13 protein-coding genes are annotated in these 14,950 nt (G+C 65.3%); 9 read left to right on the top strand and 4 right to left on the bottom strand.

What is annotated here, in order from left to right; translation table 11 throughout:
* Nucleotides 1-23: 23 nt before the first annotated feature.
* Nucleotides 24-713, bottom strand: a complete 690-nt coding sequence (locus V8324_RS00670) for a tetratricopeptide repeat protein (protein ID WP_336417981.1) — start codon at nt 711-713, stop codon at nt 24-26.
* Nucleotides 714-889: 176 nt separating this feature from the next.
* Here V8324_RS00670 and V8324_RS00675 point away from each other — a divergent pair, with 176 nt between their 5' ends.
* Entirely contained in the window at nt 890-2,116 is a 1,227-nt protein-coding gene (locus V8324_RS00675) for an efflux RND transporter periplasmic adaptor subunit (protein WP_336417982.1), read from the top strand.
* Entirely contained in the window at nt 2,113-5,907 is a 3,795-nt protein-coding gene (locus tag V8324_RS00680; RefSeq protein WP_336417983.1) for an efflux RND transporter permease subunit, read from the top strand. The genes V8324_RS00675 and V8324_RS00680 overlap by 4 nt, the downstream gene beginning before the upstream one ends.
* Before the next feature lie 52 nt (nt 5,908-5,959).
* On the opposite strand, the gene irrA is transcribed toward V8324_RS00680, so the two are convergent.
* The gene (irrA, locus tag V8324_RS00685; protein ID WP_336417984.1) at nt 5,960-6,379 is read right to left on the bottom strand and encodes an iron response transcriptional regulator IrrA; all 420 of its coding nucleotides are present in this window, start codon (nt 6,377-6,379) and stop codon (nt 5,960-5,962) included.
* A gap of 179 nt (nt 6,380-6,558) precedes the next feature.
* On the opposite strand from irrA, the gene fabA reads away from it, so the two are divergent.
* From fabA to V8324_RS00705, 4 genes are all read left to right on the top strand, one after another.
* The gene (gene fabA, locus V8324_RS00690; protein ID WP_336417985.1) at nt 6,559-7,068 is read left to right on the top strand and encodes a bifunctional 3-hydroxydecanoyl-ACP dehydratase/trans-2-decenoyl-ACP isomerase; all 510 of its coding nucleotides are present in this window, start codon (nt 6,559-6,561) and stop codon (nt 7,066-7,068) included.
* A 104-nt stretch (nt 7,069-7,172) separates the two neighbouring features.
* Complete coding sequence (gene fabB, locus V8324_RS00695) at nt 7,173-8,402, top strand: beta-ketoacyl-ACP synthase I (RefSeq protein WP_336417986.1); 1,230 nt, start codon at nt 7,173-7,175, stop codon at nt 8,400-8,402.
* Nucleotides 8,403-8,409: 7 nt separating this feature from the next.
* Complete coding sequence (locus V8324_RS00700; protein WP_336417987.1) at nt 8,410-9,201, top strand: enoyl-ACP reductase FabI; 792 nt, start codon at nt 8,410-8,412, stop codon at nt 9,199-9,201.
* Nucleotides 9,202-9,347: 146 nt separating this feature from the next.
* Complete coding sequence (locus tag V8324_RS00705; protein ID WP_336417988.1) at nt 9,348-10,637, top strand: glycine cleavage T C-terminal barrel domain-containing protein; 1,290 nt, start codon at nt 9,348-9,350, stop codon at nt 10,635-10,637.
* A 12-nt stretch (nt 10,638-10,649) separates the two neighbouring features.
* On the opposite strand, the gene V8324_RS00710 is transcribed toward V8324_RS00705, so the two are convergent.
* Both V8324_RS00710 and V8324_RS00715 read right to left on the bottom strand, forming a co-directional pair.
* Complete coding sequence (locus tag V8324_RS00710; protein WP_336417989.1) at nt 10,650-11,414, bottom strand: ADP-ribosylglycohydrolase family protein; 765 nt, start codon at nt 11,412-11,414, stop codon at nt 10,650-10,652.
* Between the two features lie 70 nt (nt 11,415-11,484).
* Nucleotides 11,485-12,360 (bottom strand): hypothetical protein, encoded by an 876-nt coding sequence (locus tag V8324_RS00715; protein ID WP_336417990.1) that lies wholly within the window; start codon nt 12,358-12,360, stop codon nt 11,485-11,487.
* A gap of 112 nt (nt 12,361-12,472) precedes the next feature.
* Between V8324_RS00715 and miaB the strand changes: the two genes are divergently transcribed.
* The 3 genes from miaB to V8324_RS00730 all read left to right on the top strand — a co-directional run bounded on the left by miaB (nt 12,473) and on the right by V8324_RS00730 (nt 14,865).
* Nucleotides 12,473-13,807 carry a tRNA (N6-isopentenyl adenosine(37)-C2)-methylthiotransferase MiaB gene (gene miaB, locus V8324_RS00720; RefSeq protein WP_336417991.1) on the top strand — a complete coding sequence of 445 codons (1,335 nt, stop codon included), beginning with the start codon at nt 12,473-12,475 and terminating at the stop codon, nt 13,805-13,807.
* 185 nt (nt 13,808-13,992) lie between these two features.
* Complete coding sequence (locus V8324_RS00725) at nt 13,993-14,547, top strand: OmpA family protein (protein WP_442970436.1); 555 nt, start codon at nt 13,993-13,995, stop codon at nt 14,545-14,547.
* A 12-nt stretch (nt 14,548-14,559) separates the two neighbouring features.
* A complete protein-coding gene (locus V8324_RS00730; RefSeq protein ID WP_336417992.1) occupies nt 14,560-14,865 on the top strand; it encodes a hypothetical protein in 306 nt (101 codons plus the stop codon).
* The last annotated feature ends 85 nt before the right edge of the window (nt 14,866-14,950 follow it).

The raw sequence follows: 14,950 nt of genomic DNA on the forward strand, positions 1-14,950 counted from the left end.
TGCCGTCTGACCGGCGGCTGTTGTTATTGCAGTACGCCCGCCGCGCCGGGTGTGGCCCTTTGTAAGTCCGGCGGCTCTTCGCCAAGGGCCACAATCACTTGTGTGGCGCGCCGACGCAAGCCCGCTGTCGCCTCGGCATCGGAGGTGATCGCGGTCAGGCGTTCGAGGGCCGCGCTTCGGTCGCCTGTCTCCAGCGCGATCAGGGCAAGCTGTTCCTCTGCCAGAAGCCGCACGATGCCACCGGCACCGACAAGCCCTTCGAGGCCCTGCCGCCGCGCGTCTGTGCCCAGCCCCGATCCAGGCAGGGTGACGGCCTTGAGTGTCGCGATCTGTCGGTAGACCTCAGCTGTCTCCGGGCGATCTGCGATCTCGAGAAGGCGAGCCGCGGCGGCCTGAGGATCACCCTCCGCCCGTTCCGCGGCTGCCAAGAGGTCGACGACCGCCGCGGCCTCCGTGTTGGGGGGCTCGATCTCGGCGAGGGCCGAGGCGCGCGCGGCGCGATCCGGCTCGGACAGGGCGGCGAGGATGCTGTCGCCAAACTGCTGGGCCTCGGCCTGTGCCTGCGATTTGCGCCATTCGTTCCAGGCCGCACCGCCGACGAGCAGAAGGATCAACAAGATCGCGATCCAGCCATAGCGCCGCATCAGCCTGAAAAGCCGGTCGCGCCGCACCTCCTCGGTGACTTCCTCGATGAAACTGTCGGTGTCGCTCACGCGTTCGGCCTCTCATGGACATTCTCGCGTCTCTTAGCGCGAAGGCGGTCCGCTGCCAAGGGCAGGGTTTCCCGCGCTGTGTCGCGCTTGCGGTGCTGGATTGAAAGGATTAATCTGCGCGCATGGGTCTAGCGTATCTCATTGTTAAATGATCCTGCCCGAGAGAAAGTGCGTCCATGCGCATCGTCCCGATCCTGATGGCCGTGCTGGTCTCTGCACTTATCTACGCGTTCGTGTTCGAGCGGTCCCGCCTCGCGAACATGTTGCCGGATAATCCTCAGGACGCGGCAGAGGCCGCGCAGATCGACGAATCGCCGCAGTTGGCGGACGAGCCCATGCGCGTGGTCGTCCAGCGCTCGTCCGCGCGCGAGGTCGAAAGCACCGTGACATTGCGCGGCCAGACCGAGGCCGACCGCGTCGTGGAATTGCGTGCGGAAACATCCGGCCTTGTGACCTCAGAACCCGAGCCCAAGGGAAGCCTGGTGGAGCGCGGCGAGGTGCTGTGCCGTCTGGACCCCGCCGCGCGCGAGGCAGCCCTGCAAGAGGCCCGCGCGCGGCTGTCAGAGGCCAAGGCCCGCGTACCCGAGGCCGAGTCGCGGCTGCAAGAGGCTCGCGCACGGCGCGAAGAGGCCGAGATCAACTACAGCGCCGCCGAAAACCTCGTGGGCGAGGGTTTCACTTCGCAAAGCCGTCTGGCCGCGACGCGCGCCGCGCTCCGATCGGCCGAGGCCGCCGTGCAATCGGCAAAGTCCGGGGTCGAGGCCGCCCGCGCCGGGATCGAGGGCGCGCGTGCGTCGGTCGCCAGTGCCGAGAAAGAGATCGAGCGGCTGCGCATCACCGCCCCGTTCCGCGGCGTTCTCGAAACCGACACCGCGGAAATCGGCAGCCTGCTGCAACCCGGCGGGCTGTGCGTCACGGTGCTTCAGCTGGACCCGATCACGCTTGTCGGCTTCGTGTCGGAATTGCAGGTCGCGCGTGTGGCCCTCGGGGCGCCGGCAACGGCGCGCACCGCGTCCGGTCGCACCGTGTCGGGCGAGGTGAGCTTCCTGTCGCGCTCGGCCGATCAGACGACGCGCACCTTCCGCGTGGAAATTCGCGTTCCAAACCCGGACCTGACCCTGCGCGACGGCGAAACCGCCGAGATCACCGTCGAGGCCGAGGGAAAGGCGGCGCATCTGCTGCCGCAATCCGCCCTCACGCTCGATGATGCGGGCACGCTCGGGCTGCGTTTGGTGGAGGACGACCGGCGGGTCACCTTCGTTCCGGTGACGCTGCTGCGCGATACGCCAAACGGCGTGTGGCTGACCGGCCTGCCTGACGCGGCTGACGTGATCGTCATCGGCCAGGACTACGTCACCGAAGGCGTGCGCGTCCGGCCGGTCTACCAGGAGCTTGGGCAATGATCGGGATCGTGGACTGGGCCGCTTCCCGCGCGCGGATGGTCATGGCCTTCATCGTCCTGTCGATCGGTGTGGGGGCCGTTGCCTATGTCGGACTGCCCAAGGAGGGAGAGCCCGACATCGAGGTGCCCGCGCTGTTCATATCGGTGCCGTTTCCCGGCATCTCCGCCGAGGACAGCGAGAAACTGCTCGTCAAGCCGATGGAAGCCGAGCTGAGCGATCTCGACGGGCTCGACAAGATGACGGGCACCGCGGCCGAGAATTACGGCGGCGTCGCGCTGGAATTCGAGTTCGGCTGGGACAAGACCCAGATCCTCGCCGATGTCCGCGACGCGATGGACACCGCAGAGGCCGAATTCCCAGAGGGCTTCGAGAAATACACCCTGAACGAGGTGAATTTCAGCGAGTTCCCGATCATCATCGTCAACCTTTCCGGGCCGGTCCCAGAGCGCACCATGTCGCGTCTCGCGCAGGATCTTCAGGACACGCTCGAGGGGCTCGAGCCGGTGCTCGAGGCCGGCATTGCGGGCAATCGCGAGGAGATGGTCGAGGTGGTGATCGACCCGCTGAGGCTGGAGGCCTACAACGTCACCGCCGCCGAACTGGTCAACGTGGTGCGCAACAACAACCAGTTGATCGCGGCCGGCGAGGTCGACAGCACGCAAGGCACCTTCGCGGTGAAGATCGCGTCATCCTTCGAGGAGACGCGCGACATCTATGCGCTGCCGATCAAGACCAATGGCGGTCGCGTCGTGCGGCTCGGAGATCTGGCGACGATCAACCTGACCTTCGAGGACCGCACGGGCACCGCGCGCTTCAACGGCGAGACGACGGTCGCGCTTCAGGTTGTCAAGCGCAAGGGCTTCAACATCATCGACACCGCCGATCTGGTGCGTGAAACCGTGGCCGAGGCAGAGCGCGACTGGCCCGAGGAATTGCAGGTGGCGGTAAGCGTCGGCACCTCCAACGACCAGTCGAGCACCGTGGACTCGATGGTCACGCAGCTTGAAGGCTCGGTGCTGACCGCAATCGCGCTGGTGATGATCGTGGTGCTGGCTGCACTTGGCATCCGTCCGGCGCTGCTGGTGGGGTTCGCGATCCCGACCTCGTTCCTGCTGTGCTTTGCGCTGCTGGCGGTGATGGGCGTGGCGGTCTCGAACATCGTGATGTTCGGGCTTATCCTCGCGGTTGGCATGCTGGTCGATGGGGCGATCGTCGTCGTCGAGTATGCCGACAAGCGCATCGCCGAGGGCGACGGCCCGATGCACGCCTATGTCGGCGCCGCCAAGCGGATGTTCTGGCCGGTCGTCAGTTCGACAGCCACCACGCTCTGCGCTTTCCTGCCGATGCTGTTCTGGCCCGGCATTCCGGGCGAGTTCATGGGCATGCTGCCGGTCACGCTGATCTTCGTGCTGTCGGCGTCGCTGCTGGTGGCGCTGGTCTACCTGCCGGTGCTGGGCGGCGTGACCGGCCGACTGGAACGCTGGTGCAACGCGGGCATGGACCGGATCGCGCAGGGGTTCTGGCTGTGGCACGTGCTGATATTCCCGCTGGCCGTGGGCGCGGTCGTGCTGGCGGGGCAGGCGGCGCCCGTGCTTTTAGATGCGGTCGCCGCGCAATTCGCCGGGATGGACGGCGGGCGCATCCTCGGCTCTGTCGTGCCGGTTTTGGCGAGCGTGTTCGTCCTGCTTCTGGGGGTCGTGGCGCTTGTCGCCGTCGGAGTGGGAAGCGTCTTGCTGTGCCTTCTGGGCCTGCTGGCGATCCCGCGGCGGTTGGGCAACCGGGTGCGCGCGCTCGCGACAGCCCTGCGGCCCCGGCGCGCTGCGCGGGTGCGTGCGGGCTACCACCGTTCCCTGTTCGGGCGTGTCATCCACGCGGTGGTCGGCAACCCGGTGATGCCGCTGGTGGCGTTCGGCGCGATCTTCGTGATCGTCGGGTCGGTGCTGACCTTCTACATGTCCAACAACAACGGCACCGAGTTCTTCGTCGACAGCGAACCCGAACAGGCGATCGTCTACGTGCGCGGACGCGGCAACCTGTCGCTCGACCAGAAGGACGCGCTGGTCGAGCAGGTCGAGGATATCGTGCGCGCGCATCCCGGGGTCGAGACGGCCTTCGCCTTCGCGGGCGAGGGCGGGCTCGACAACAATACCGGGGGCGCGCAGCCGCCGCGCGACACGATCGGGCAGGTGCAGTTCGAGACCATCCCGTGGGAGGACCGGCCGCGCAGCAAGGAAACGTGGTTCACGCTTCCCGTGCTTGACGTGGCGGTCCGCCGCGACGTCGTCACCCCGGCCTACGAGGGCGACGCGGTGATCGCGGACCTGACACGGCAACTGGAACGGGTCCCCGGCATCCGTATCGAGATCCTTGCGCAGGCGCGGGGCCCCGCCTCGGCCAAGCCGGTGCATCTGCGCATCAAGGGCGATGACTGGCAGGCGCTTCAGGTCTTCACCCGGCAGGCACGAGAGCGCTTCGAGGCCACCCGCGGCCTGCGCCAGATCGAGGACACGCTGCCGTTGCCGGGCATCGACTGGCAGATCGATGTGGATGTCGAACAGGCCGGACGCTTTGGTGCGGATGTTGCGACGGTCGGCGCCATGGTGCAGCTTGTCACGCGCGGTATCCGGCTGGACACGATGCGGGTGGAGAGCAGCGACGAGGAGATCGACATCCGCGTGCGCCTGCCGGACGAGGATCGTGTCCTCTCGACGCTGGACAGTCTCAAGGTGCGCACGGAAAACGGCCTCGTGCCGCTGTCGAACTTCATCACGCGACAGCCGGTCCGGCAACTGGCGCAGATCGACCGGATCGACCAGACGCGATTCTTCGACGTCAAGGCGGCGGTGGCCGAGGGTCTGACGCGTACGATCGCCGGAGATGACGGTACGGAACAGACCGTCCCGATCAACGCCAACGAACGGATCGAGCGATTGACGGAGTGGCTCGACTCCGGAGTCGTGCCCGCCGGGATCAGCTACGAATGGACGGGCGACGCGCAGGATCAGGCCGAATCAGGCGCGTTCCTGCAAAAGGCGTTCGCAGGGGCGCTCGGGCTGATGTTCATCATCCTGCTGGCACAGTTCAACAGCGTCTATAACGCGGTCCTGGTGCTTCTGGCGGTGGTGCTGTCGACCACCGGCGTGCTGATCGGCATGCTGGTGATGAACCAGCCGTTCTCGATCATCATGACCGGCACCGGGATCGTCGCGCTAGCCGGGATCGTGGTGAACAACAACATCGTGCTGATCGACACCTATCAGGACTATGCCCGCTACATGCCGCGCATATCGGCTATCACGCGCACCGCGCAGGATCGTATCCGTCCGGTGCTTCTGACGACGATCACCACGATGGCCGGCCTTGCGCCGATGATGTTCGGGCTCAGCCTCGACTTCTTCAACGGGGGGTATTCTTTCGACAGCCCGACTGCCCTTTGGTGGAAGCAGCTGGCGACGGCGGTGGTCTTCGGCCTTGGCGTCGCGACGGTGCTGACGCTCGTTTTCACGCCCGCGATGCTGGCGCTTCGGGTCTGGACAAGCACCTACCTGATCTGGGCCGCGCGCCTGCTCGAGACGCTGTCCATGGGACGGTCGAGCCGCGCCGCCCGGGACTGGGCGCTTGCTCACGCGACGCGGCACATGGGGCGCGAGGAAATAATCTGGCCGGATGAAGAGGATATGACGCTGATGGCGGAGGCTGAAAAAGGCGCATCCGGCGCGCCGCAGATCGAGCACCTGAAGCGCGCCTTGAAGGACCGCCAGCCGCCACATCCTCTACGCGCAGCGGAATGACGTGCGCGCTGATTTCGAAAGGCGACGGTTTTCGGGCCTGCGCGCTCTGGCGTCAGGTGTCGCGTCTGAGGCGTATCACGACGTCGACCGCGCTGATCCGCGCCCCGTCGGGGGCGCGTGGCAGCCGCGCGATCTCGAGGTCTTCGGCGGGCGCGTCGCTCAGCCGGTTTTCGTCTTCCCAGTAGAAATGCGGGTGATCATGCGTGTTCGTGTCGAAATGGCTCTTGGCGCCGTCGACCATGACTTCCTGAAGCAGACCTGCATCGCAGAACGCGCGCAACGTGTTGTAGACGGTCGCGAGTGACACGCGTTCACCGTGACTTTGCACATCCGAAAACAGGCTTTCGGCGGTGACGTGGCGATGCTGACCGTCGCCGATAAGGAGCTGCGCCAAGGCAATGCGCTGCCGCGTCGGTCGCAATCCAGCGCCGCTTAGCCAATTCGCTGCCAAGGTTTTTGTCTGGTCTGTCATGTTCGACCTCTTTAAGCTTGCCATGTATATAAGGTGCCGCGACGCCTGATTTCAAATAAAATCCATGCGGTGCGGATCACCGCGCCGGGGACGTCACATGCTTGCACGCGCCTTTTTCACAATGTTACACGCGATGAAACCGACGGTTATCTTGAACCAGCCATGAAAGGGCCACGCGGATGGCCGACTATCCACGCAGTTTCGATCGTGACGACCTGCTGAAATGCGCACGCGGAGAGCTTTTCGGGCCCGGCAATGCCCAATTGCCGGAACCGCCCATGCTGATGATGGACCGCATCACCGACATCTCGGGGGACGAGGGCACGCATGGCAAGGGCCATGTCACGGCCGAATTCGACATCCACCCGGATCTGTGGTTCTTCAAATGCCACTTTCCGGGGAATCCGATCATGCCCGGCTGCCTTGGTCTGGATGGCTTGTGGCAGTTGACGGGGTTCAACCTCGGCTGGCGCGGCTGGCAGGGGCGCGGCTACGCGCTTGGCGTGGGCGAGGTCAAGCTGACCGGCATGGTGCGGCCCGACCGGAAGATGCTGACCTATCACGTGGATTTCACCAAGGCCGTCCAGTCGCGGCGCCTGACGATGGGCGTGGCCGACGGCACCGTCGAAGCCGATGGCGAGGTGATCTACCAGGTGAAGGACCTGAAGGTCGCGCTGTCCGAAACGTGACGCGGCCCTAGGCAACGCTCGGCTTGACCGTGCCACGCCTAACCGCTTGCCCCGTATGATGTGCTGTCCTACACACGCTGCAAGGGCAATGAAGGAGAGTGCCTATGCGTCGTGTCGTCGTCACCGGTCTGGGGATCGTCTCCAGCATCGGCAACAACGCGGAAGAGGTCCTGGCCTCGCTGAAGGAAGGGCGATCGGGAATCTCCGCCAACGCGGAAATGGCAGAGCATGGCTTTCGCAGCCGCGTCGCGGGCGCGGTAAAGCTCGATCTGGCCGATCATGTCGACAAGCGCACGCTGCGCTTCATGGGGCCGGGGGCGGCCTATGCCTATATCGCCATGGATCAAGCGATCGCCGATAGCGGGCTTGAAGCCTCTGATATCGTGAACCCGCGCACGGGGCTTGTCGCGGGCTCCGGCGGGCCGTCGACCAGCGCCATGCTGGCTGCACACCAGACCGTGCTGGAAAAGGGCAGCCCTAAGCGGATCGGTCCGTTCGCCGTGCCGAAATGCATGTCGTCGACGATTTCGGCCAACCTGTCGACCGCCTACCAGATCAAGGGGATCAACTATTCCATCACCTCGGCTTGTTCGACCAGCCTGCACTGCATCGGCAACGCCGCAGAGCAGATCATGATGGGCAAGCAGGACGTGATGTTCGCCGGGGGTGGCGAGGAGCTTGACTGGACGCTCTCATGCCTTTTCGACGCAATGGGCGCGATGTCGTCGCATTACAACGACACCCCCGAGCGCGCGAGCCGGGCCTTCGACGAGGGCCGCGACGGGTTCGTGATCTCGGGCGGCGGCGGTATCCTGGTCCTCGAAGAACTTGAGCGTGCCCGCGCGCGCGGCGCCAAGATCTACGCGGAGGTGACGGGCTACGGGGCGACTTCCGACGGGTCGGACATGGTCGCGCCCTCGGGCGAGGGTGGCGAGCGGGCGATGCGCGTGGCCCTCTCGACCCTGCCAGAGGATCGCCGCGTCAGTTACATCAACGCCCACGGCACCTCGACCCCGGTCGGCGACGTGGGCGAGGTCGAGGCCGTACGGCGCATCTTCGGCAAGGGATCGACGCCGCCGATCAGCTCGACCAAGTCGATGACCGGCCACAGCCAGGGCGCCACCGGCGCGCAGGAGGCGATCTATTGCCTGCTGGCCCTGCAAGATGATTTCATCATCCCGTCGATCAATGTCGAAACCCTCGATCCGGCGCTCGAGCCGGGAGAGATCGCCACCGAACGGGTGGATGCCGCCAGGCTCGACACGGTGATGACCAACTCCTTCGGCTTCGGCGGCACCAATGGCTGCATGTTGCTCAGCAGATATGACGGGTGAAGTGGCGATGACGAATTCGATGCAGGGCAAGCGCGGACTGATCATGGGGGTCGCCAATGATCGCTCCATCGCGTGGGGTGTCGCGCAGGCCCTGCATGCGGCGGGGGCGGAACTGGCGTTTTCCTACCAGGGCGAGAATTTCGCCAAGCGGGTCGAGCCGCTCGCGGCGAGCGTCGGGTCCGAGATCCTGCTCGACGTGGATGTCAGCGACGATGCCTCGCTCGATGCCGCGTTCGAAAAGCTTGGCGCGCGGTGGCCGACGATCGATTTCGTGGTTCATGCCATCGCCTATTCCGACAAGTCGGAACTGACGGGGCGCTTCATCAATACCAGCCGCCACAACTTCAAGCATTCGCTGGACATCTCGGCCTATTCCTTCATCGAGGTCGCGCGCCGGGCCCATCCCCTGATGCGCGACAATGGCGGCTGCCTGCTGACGCTGACCTACCAGGGCTCCAACAAGGTGGTGCCGAATTACAACGTCATGGGCGTGGCCAAGGCGGCGCTCGAGGCGACGACGCGGTACCTTGCCAATGATCTCGGCCCCGATGGGATCCGGGTGAATGCCATCTCGCCGGGGCCGATGCGGACCCTCGCCGGCGCGGCGATCGGCGGGGCGCGCAAGACCTTCAAGCACACCGAGATGAACGCGCCGCTGCGCGCCAACGCCACGCTCGAGGCGATCGGCGGCACGGCGGTCTACCTCGCCTCGGATGCAGGCGCGTTCACCAGCGGCGAGATCATCCATGTCGATGGCGGCTATCACGTCCTCGGCATGCCGCAGGCCGAGAACCTGTAAGACGCGGGTCCATGCCGCGCCGCGAACGTGTCGCGGTGAAAATGTGATCGGGTGCGAGCCACGCCCGGCTTGATGAAATTTCAGCCGCTTCCCATTTTTGTGTCATGACTTGGCAGGAACCTTCCCAGAATCGTGATCACCCGAACGTGCCGGGGGTCGATCAATCGGATCGCACCGTCCCGGTCAACCTGCGGCAATCCGGGCCGACGCCGGTGCAGATGCTGATCTCGACCCGGGTGCGCAAATCCCCGTTCTGGCATCTGTCGGTCGAGGCGGGCGCGTGGCGTGCGACCGTCTACAACCGGATGTATCACCCGCGCGGCTATGTGAAACCCGAGGATGGCGGCGCGATGGCCGAATACCGCGCGCTGGTCGGCGGTGTCACGCTGTGGAACGTCGCCGTCGAGCGGCAGATCCGCGTCAAGGGTCCGGATGCCGAGGATTTCGTCAACACGGTGATCACCCGCGATGCCACGCGGATCAAGCCGATGGCCGGGAAATACTGCATCCTGTGCAACGACAAGGGCGGGATCCTGAACGACCCGGTGCTGCTGCGGCTGGCGCGCGACGAATTCTGGTTCTCGGTCTCTGACAGCGACCTGATGCTCTGGCTTCAGGGCGTGAACACGCCGCGCCGGTGGCAGGTCGAGATCGAGGAGATCGACGTCGCGCCGCTGCAGATTCAGGGACCGTTGTCCGAGGATCTGATGGCGGATCTGCTCGGCGAGGACCTGCGCGGGATTCCCTATTACGGGCTGATGGAGACCGAGATCGCTGGCTGTCCCGTGGTCGTCAGCCAGACCGGCTTTACCGGCGAGAAGGGGTACGAGGTCTATGTCCGTCACGCGTCCGAGACGGCCGAACCAGTTTGGTACGCCCTGCGCGGGATCGGCGCGCGTTACGGTCTGCGGGTCATCGCCCCGGCACATCACCGGCGCATCGCCGCGGGCATCCTCAGTTGGGGTCAGGACATGGACGCCGAGACATCGCCCTTCCAGGTCAACCTTGCCTACCAGGTGCCACGCCGCAAGACCGCCGACTATATCGGCAAGACCGCCCTTGAAAAGCAGCGCGCGCAGATCGACGCCGGCGGGTATCCGTTCAGCCTGAAGCTTGTGGGGCTGAAGCTGGGCGGTCTGCCGATCACCGATTATGCGCCCGACTTCTGGCTGATCCAGACCGAGGACGGCATAAGGCGCGGCTATGTCACGTCGCCGTGGTGGTCGCCCGAGTTGGAGACAAATATCGCCCTTGGCTACGTGCCGTGGACCCATGCGGCCTTTGGCACGCGGCTTTATGTCGAACTGCCGGCAACGTATTGCGCCGATCCCGAACACCCGGTCCCGGCCGAGGTCGTCGAGGTGCCCTTCCGGCCGTCGGTCCACCCCAGTGCGCGTGAGCAGGCGCGAGATCGTGGGCGCGACAGCGGCGATTAGCGCCGTCACGTCTCAACTGTATCGCACGTGGCTGTCGAACCGTGCGAGCGATGCGCGCAGATCGTGGGTCAGAAAGTCCCGCGCGCATTCGGCGATGTCGGCGGGCACGCCGTGGCGCGCCTCCGCGACGGCACCCGCGATACAGGCCAGCGTGTCGGTATCCCCGCCAAGCCCGACCGCGCGACGCACGGCGCTTTCCCAACTGTCGGCCTCGAACGCGGCGGCAAGCGCGGGCGGCACGGTGCCGGCGGTCGAGATGTCGAAGCCACCCTCGGAGAATGCCGCGCGCGGGTCGAGGTCATATCCGAAAGCGCGTTCCAGATCCGCGCGCAGGCGCGTCACGTCGCCGCCCTTGCGCAGCGTGAGGATGGCGCGTGCCACGGCCTGCGCGCCGGCGACCGCATCGGGGTGATCGTGGCTGACCTCGGCCTGCGCCGCGGCCTGCTTGTCCGCCTTTGCCTCGTCATCGGTCAACCAGCCGACGGCCGCGACGCGCATCGGGGCGCCGTTGCCCCAGCTGCCGTATCCGCTGCGGCGATCCGACATCGCCCATCGTCGGAACATACCGCCATAGCCGCGCGACGGATGCCGCCGGACGAAGGTCTTGAGCGTGCCGGCGAAATCGCCGCCGTCCATCAGTGCCTCTGCCACGGCGATGCTGCACACCGTGTCGTCGGTGAACCGGCATGCGGCATCGAAAAGCGCAAACCCCGGATCCGGGGCCGGGCCGCCCTCGAAGCGCGAGCCGACGATGTCTCCTGCGATTGCTCCGATCATGTCTCGGTCCTTTCGTGGTCGATGTGATTGCCAGTCCCGGTATCGACCTGCGGCGGAGCCCGGGCGGGCGTCAGAACCATTGCCCGGGTTCCATAAGCCCCAACTCCAGAAGTTGCTGCGAGTGCCACTCGAACGGCGTGGAGTTCTGCCATTGAAAGCTGTCGATGTCGAAGGTCGAGCCCGGGTTGCGTTTCAGCGCCTTGGCGGTGCGGAAGGAGGCGATCACCGCCGTCAGGTTGTTGTGCCAGGGACAGGCGTAGGTGTTGTATTCCTCGTCCGAGAACGTGTGGTTCTCTTGCAGCCGCAGTCCCGGCTTGGCCCTGAAAAGCGCGATGCGGTCGATCCTGCGGCGATCGGCGGGGATGTGTTCCTCGAAGCGCCACCGCAGCCCGCCGTAGAAATCGAGCTGCCTTTCCTTCGGATGACCGGCCTTGCCGGGATCGGGCCGGGCAAGCGCGTAATATCCCGACCTGTCGAGATGCGCCTGACGCAGCGAGACGGCGTCTGGATGGCGGGCCAGGTCCGGGGCGTAAAGATCGATCACGTAGGTCAGCATCGCGTCGCGCCGTTCCTCGGCATGAAAGCGCAGCAACTCGCCCACGCTGCGGGTCTCGCGGAACGGATGAAAGAGGTATTCAGCGTTGTAGCAGTAATACATCCAAAGCCCCGGCGCCGAATCGATCACCGCGTTGACGGCCTCTGTCAGGCTGTCGCCGCTGGCGAGGTCGTGTGAGATCCGGTGCAGCGCGGGGTCCTCGGCCAGATCCGGGGGCAGACCGAACGCATCGGGCGCGAACAGCAGGATCGACCGGAACCCCGACGCGAGGTGATGCCGAAGGGTCGAGGCAAGCTCGACCTCGTCCTCGGCGAATACAAGCGCGATCGGCCCGCTGGCAAGGGCGGGGCCGGGTGCGGCAAGAAACGCCTTCAGGGCTGGCGCCGGCATCGCATGCTCCTCTTGGGGTTGTGGCCGAGGGTCCGACAAACGGGGGGTCATTGCAAGTGCCCCCGCGGGTGATATAGGTCCTGAGCTGAACTCTGAGGCGGGGACCCGGCACATGGCGGATGTCAAAAAACTTTACGTAAAGACATACGGATGTCAGATGAACGTCTATGACAGCGAGCGCATGGTCGAGGCCATGGGGGGCGCGGGCTACACCGAGACGCAATGCCCCGACGACGCTGACATGATCCTGCTCAACACCTGTCATATCCGCGAAAAGGCGGCCGAGAAGGTGTATTCCGAGCTTGGCCGCTTTCGCCACCTCAAGGAGGCCAATCCCGACCTGAAGATCGGCGTCGCCGGCTGCGTGGCGCAGGCCGAGGGCGAAGAGATCATGCGCCGTCAGCCGCTTGTCGATCTGGTGGTCGGCCCGCAAAGCTATCACCGCCTGCCCGATCTCGAGGCGCGTGCGCGCACCGGGCAAAAGGCGCTTGATACCGACTTCCCGCCCGACGACAAGTTCGAGACGCTGCGCACGCGTCCCAAGGCGCCCCGTGGCCCAACGGCGTTTCTGACCGTGCAGGAAGGCTGCGACAAGTTCTGCGCGTTCTGCGTTGTTCCCTACACGCGCGGGGCCGAGGTCAGCCGCCCCGCGGACCGTGTGCTCGAAGAGGCGCGGGATCTGGTGGAGCGCGGCGTGCGCGAGATCACCCTGCTGGGGCAGAACGTCAACGCCTATCATGGCGCCGGTGCGGACGGCGACTGGAGCCTCGCGCGCCTCATCCGGGCGCTGAGCGAGATCGACGGCTTGCAGCGCATCCGCTTTACCACCAGCCATCCCAACGACATGACCGACGACCTGATCGCGGCACACGGGACTTGCGAAAAGCTGATGCCGTACCTTCACTTGCCCGTGCAGTCGGGCAGCGACCGCATCCTCAAGCGGATGAACCGCAGTCATACCGCCGAAAGTTACCTGCGCCTGATCGAGCGTATCCGCGCCGCGCGGCCCGACATCCTGATCTCGGGCGATTTCATCGTCGGCTTTCCCGAGGAAACCGAAGAGGATTTCCAGGCGACCATGGACCTGATCGAGGCGGTGGGTTATGGCTATGCCTTCTCGTTCAAGTATTCCACGCGCCCCGGAACCCCCGCCGCGGAACGCGCGCAGGTCGAGGAGAGCGTCAAAAGCGACCGCCTGCAGCGCCTTCAGGCGCTTTTGACGCAACAGCAGCGCGCCGCACAGGACGCGATGGTCGGACAGCGCGTCGGCGTCCTCTTCGAGAAACCGGGGCGGATGGCAGGGCAGATGGTCGGAAAGTCCGACCATCTGCACGCGGTGCACGTCACCAATGCCGATGTGAAGCCCGGCGATCTGCGGCAGGTCGAAATCGTCGAGAGCGCCGCCAACTCTCTTGCCGGTCGCATCGTACCGGATGCCTCTGCATGATGCGTCCCGCGAAGGCGTGCTCGCACCGCGCACATTCACGTTAAACAAGACGCAACCTCATATAAATCGCGTTATACGGGCATTTTTGTTGATGTCTTCGTGTCAATATCGTGGCAGCGTTCATTTGAATGCAAAAGTTATCCGGAAATCGGGGGACCGCGGCAGTGACACGAATTTGCGATTTGATGGCGGGTTTGGCCAAGGCGGGGTGCGTGGCGGTTTTTTGGCTTGTCGTGACATCCCTTGCCGGAGGCGCGCAGGCGCAAGATCAGGAGGCGGGCGCGGAAAGCTACGTGGCGACCGTGTGGATCGATCCGGATGGCTGTGAACATTGGGTGATGGATGACGGGGCCGAAGGCTACATGTCGCCGCACCTGACCCGCGACGGCACACCCGTGTGCCACGAGCGGGACCTGTGCGCCGACATCAACACCGATCAGATGTTCCGCCCCGACAGTTCCGAGATCGACCCCGCCAGCCGGGAGCGGCTGCGCGATTTCTTCCGGCGGATGGGCGCGGTCTCGTACACGGTCGAGGGGCACACGGATAGCCGTGCCTCGGATGCCTACAACATGCGCCTGTCGCAGCGCCGGGCCGAAGCCGTCGCCGGTATCGCGCGGTCCGAGGGCGCGCGCGTCTCTGATGTGCGCGGATACGGCGAACGCAAACCCAGGGCATCGAACGAGACCGCGGCCGGCATGGCGCAGAACCGCCGTGTCGAAATCCAGTGCTGGCGTTGAAGGAGCAAGGTCATGAATGTTTTCAGAATATCGCTGGCATTGCCTGTCATCGGATTTCTGTCGGCCTGCGCAGGCGAACCCGTCGGGGGGGACAAGACCCGCGACCGGGGGATCGACTCCAAGCCGCTGAGCGATCTTCAGGCCGGCATCTGGGTGGATCCCAACGGCTGCGATCACTGGATCATCGATGACGGGATGGAAGGGTACATGTCGCCCCGGCTCGATAGATCCGGCAGGCCCGTATGTTCAGGCATGGCCCCGCCGAACACCGCCACCGGAGATTTCAAGACGGGAAGCGGATTTGCGGACCTCCTCTGAGGTGCCCGGCGGGATCCTTGGGCGCTTGCCGCCAGTCCTGCGGCGTGCGTTTGGTCATCGCGGTGGCGATTGCTTGACCGACGTC

The organism is Roseovarius sp. D22-M7, assembly GCF_037083785.1.
GTDB lineage: Bacteria > Pseudomonadota > Alphaproteobacteria > Rhodobacterales > Rhodobacteraceae > Roseovarius.

What these genes read in the sequence shown, in the direction of transcription:
- V8324_RS00675 (WP_336417982.1), top strand. Translation starts at nt 890, where the DNA reads ATGCGCATCGTCCCGATCCTGATGGCCGTGCTGGTCTCTGCACTTATC.
- V8324_RS00680 (WP_336417983.1), top strand. Translation starts at nt 2,113, where the DNA reads ATGATCGGGATCGTGGACTGGGCCGCTTCCCGCGCGCGGATGGTCATG.
- irrA (WP_336417984.1), bottom strand. Translation starts at nt 6,379, where the DNA reads ATGACAGACCAGACAAAAACCTTGGCAGCGAATTGGCTAAGCGGCGCT.
- fabA (WP_336417985.1), top strand. Translation starts at nt 6,559, where the DNA reads ATGGCCGACTATCCACGCAGTTTCGATCGTGACGACCTGCTGAAATGC.
- fabB (WP_336417986.1), top strand. Translation starts at nt 7,173, where the DNA reads ATGCGTCGTGTCGTCGTCACCGGTCTGGGGATCGTCTCCAGCATCGGC.
- V8324_RS00700 (WP_336417987.1), top strand. Translation starts at nt 8,410, where the DNA reads ATGACGAATTCGATGCAGGGCAAGCGCGGACTGATCATGGGGGTCGCC.
- V8324_RS00710 (WP_336417989.1), bottom strand. Translation starts at nt 11,414, where the DNA reads ATGATCGGAGCAATCGCAGGAGACATCGTCGGCTCGCGCTTCGAGGGC.
- V8324_RS00715 (WP_336417990.1), bottom strand. Translation starts at nt 12,360, where the DNA reads ATGCCGGCGCCAGCCCTGAAGGCGTTTCTTGCCGCACCCGGCCCCGCC.
- miaB (WP_336417991.1), top strand. Translation starts at nt 12,473, where the DNA reads ATGGCGGATGTCAAAAAACTTTACGTAAAGACATACGGATGTCAGATG.
- V8324_RS00725 (WP_442970436.1), top strand. Translation starts at nt 13,993, where the DNA reads ATGGCGGGTTTGGCCAAGGCGGGGTGCGTGGCGGTTTTTTGGCTTGTC.
- V8324_RS00730 (WP_336417992.1), top strand. Translation starts at nt 14,560, where the DNA reads ATGAATGTTTTCAGAATATCGCTGGCATTGCCTGTCATCGGATTTCTG.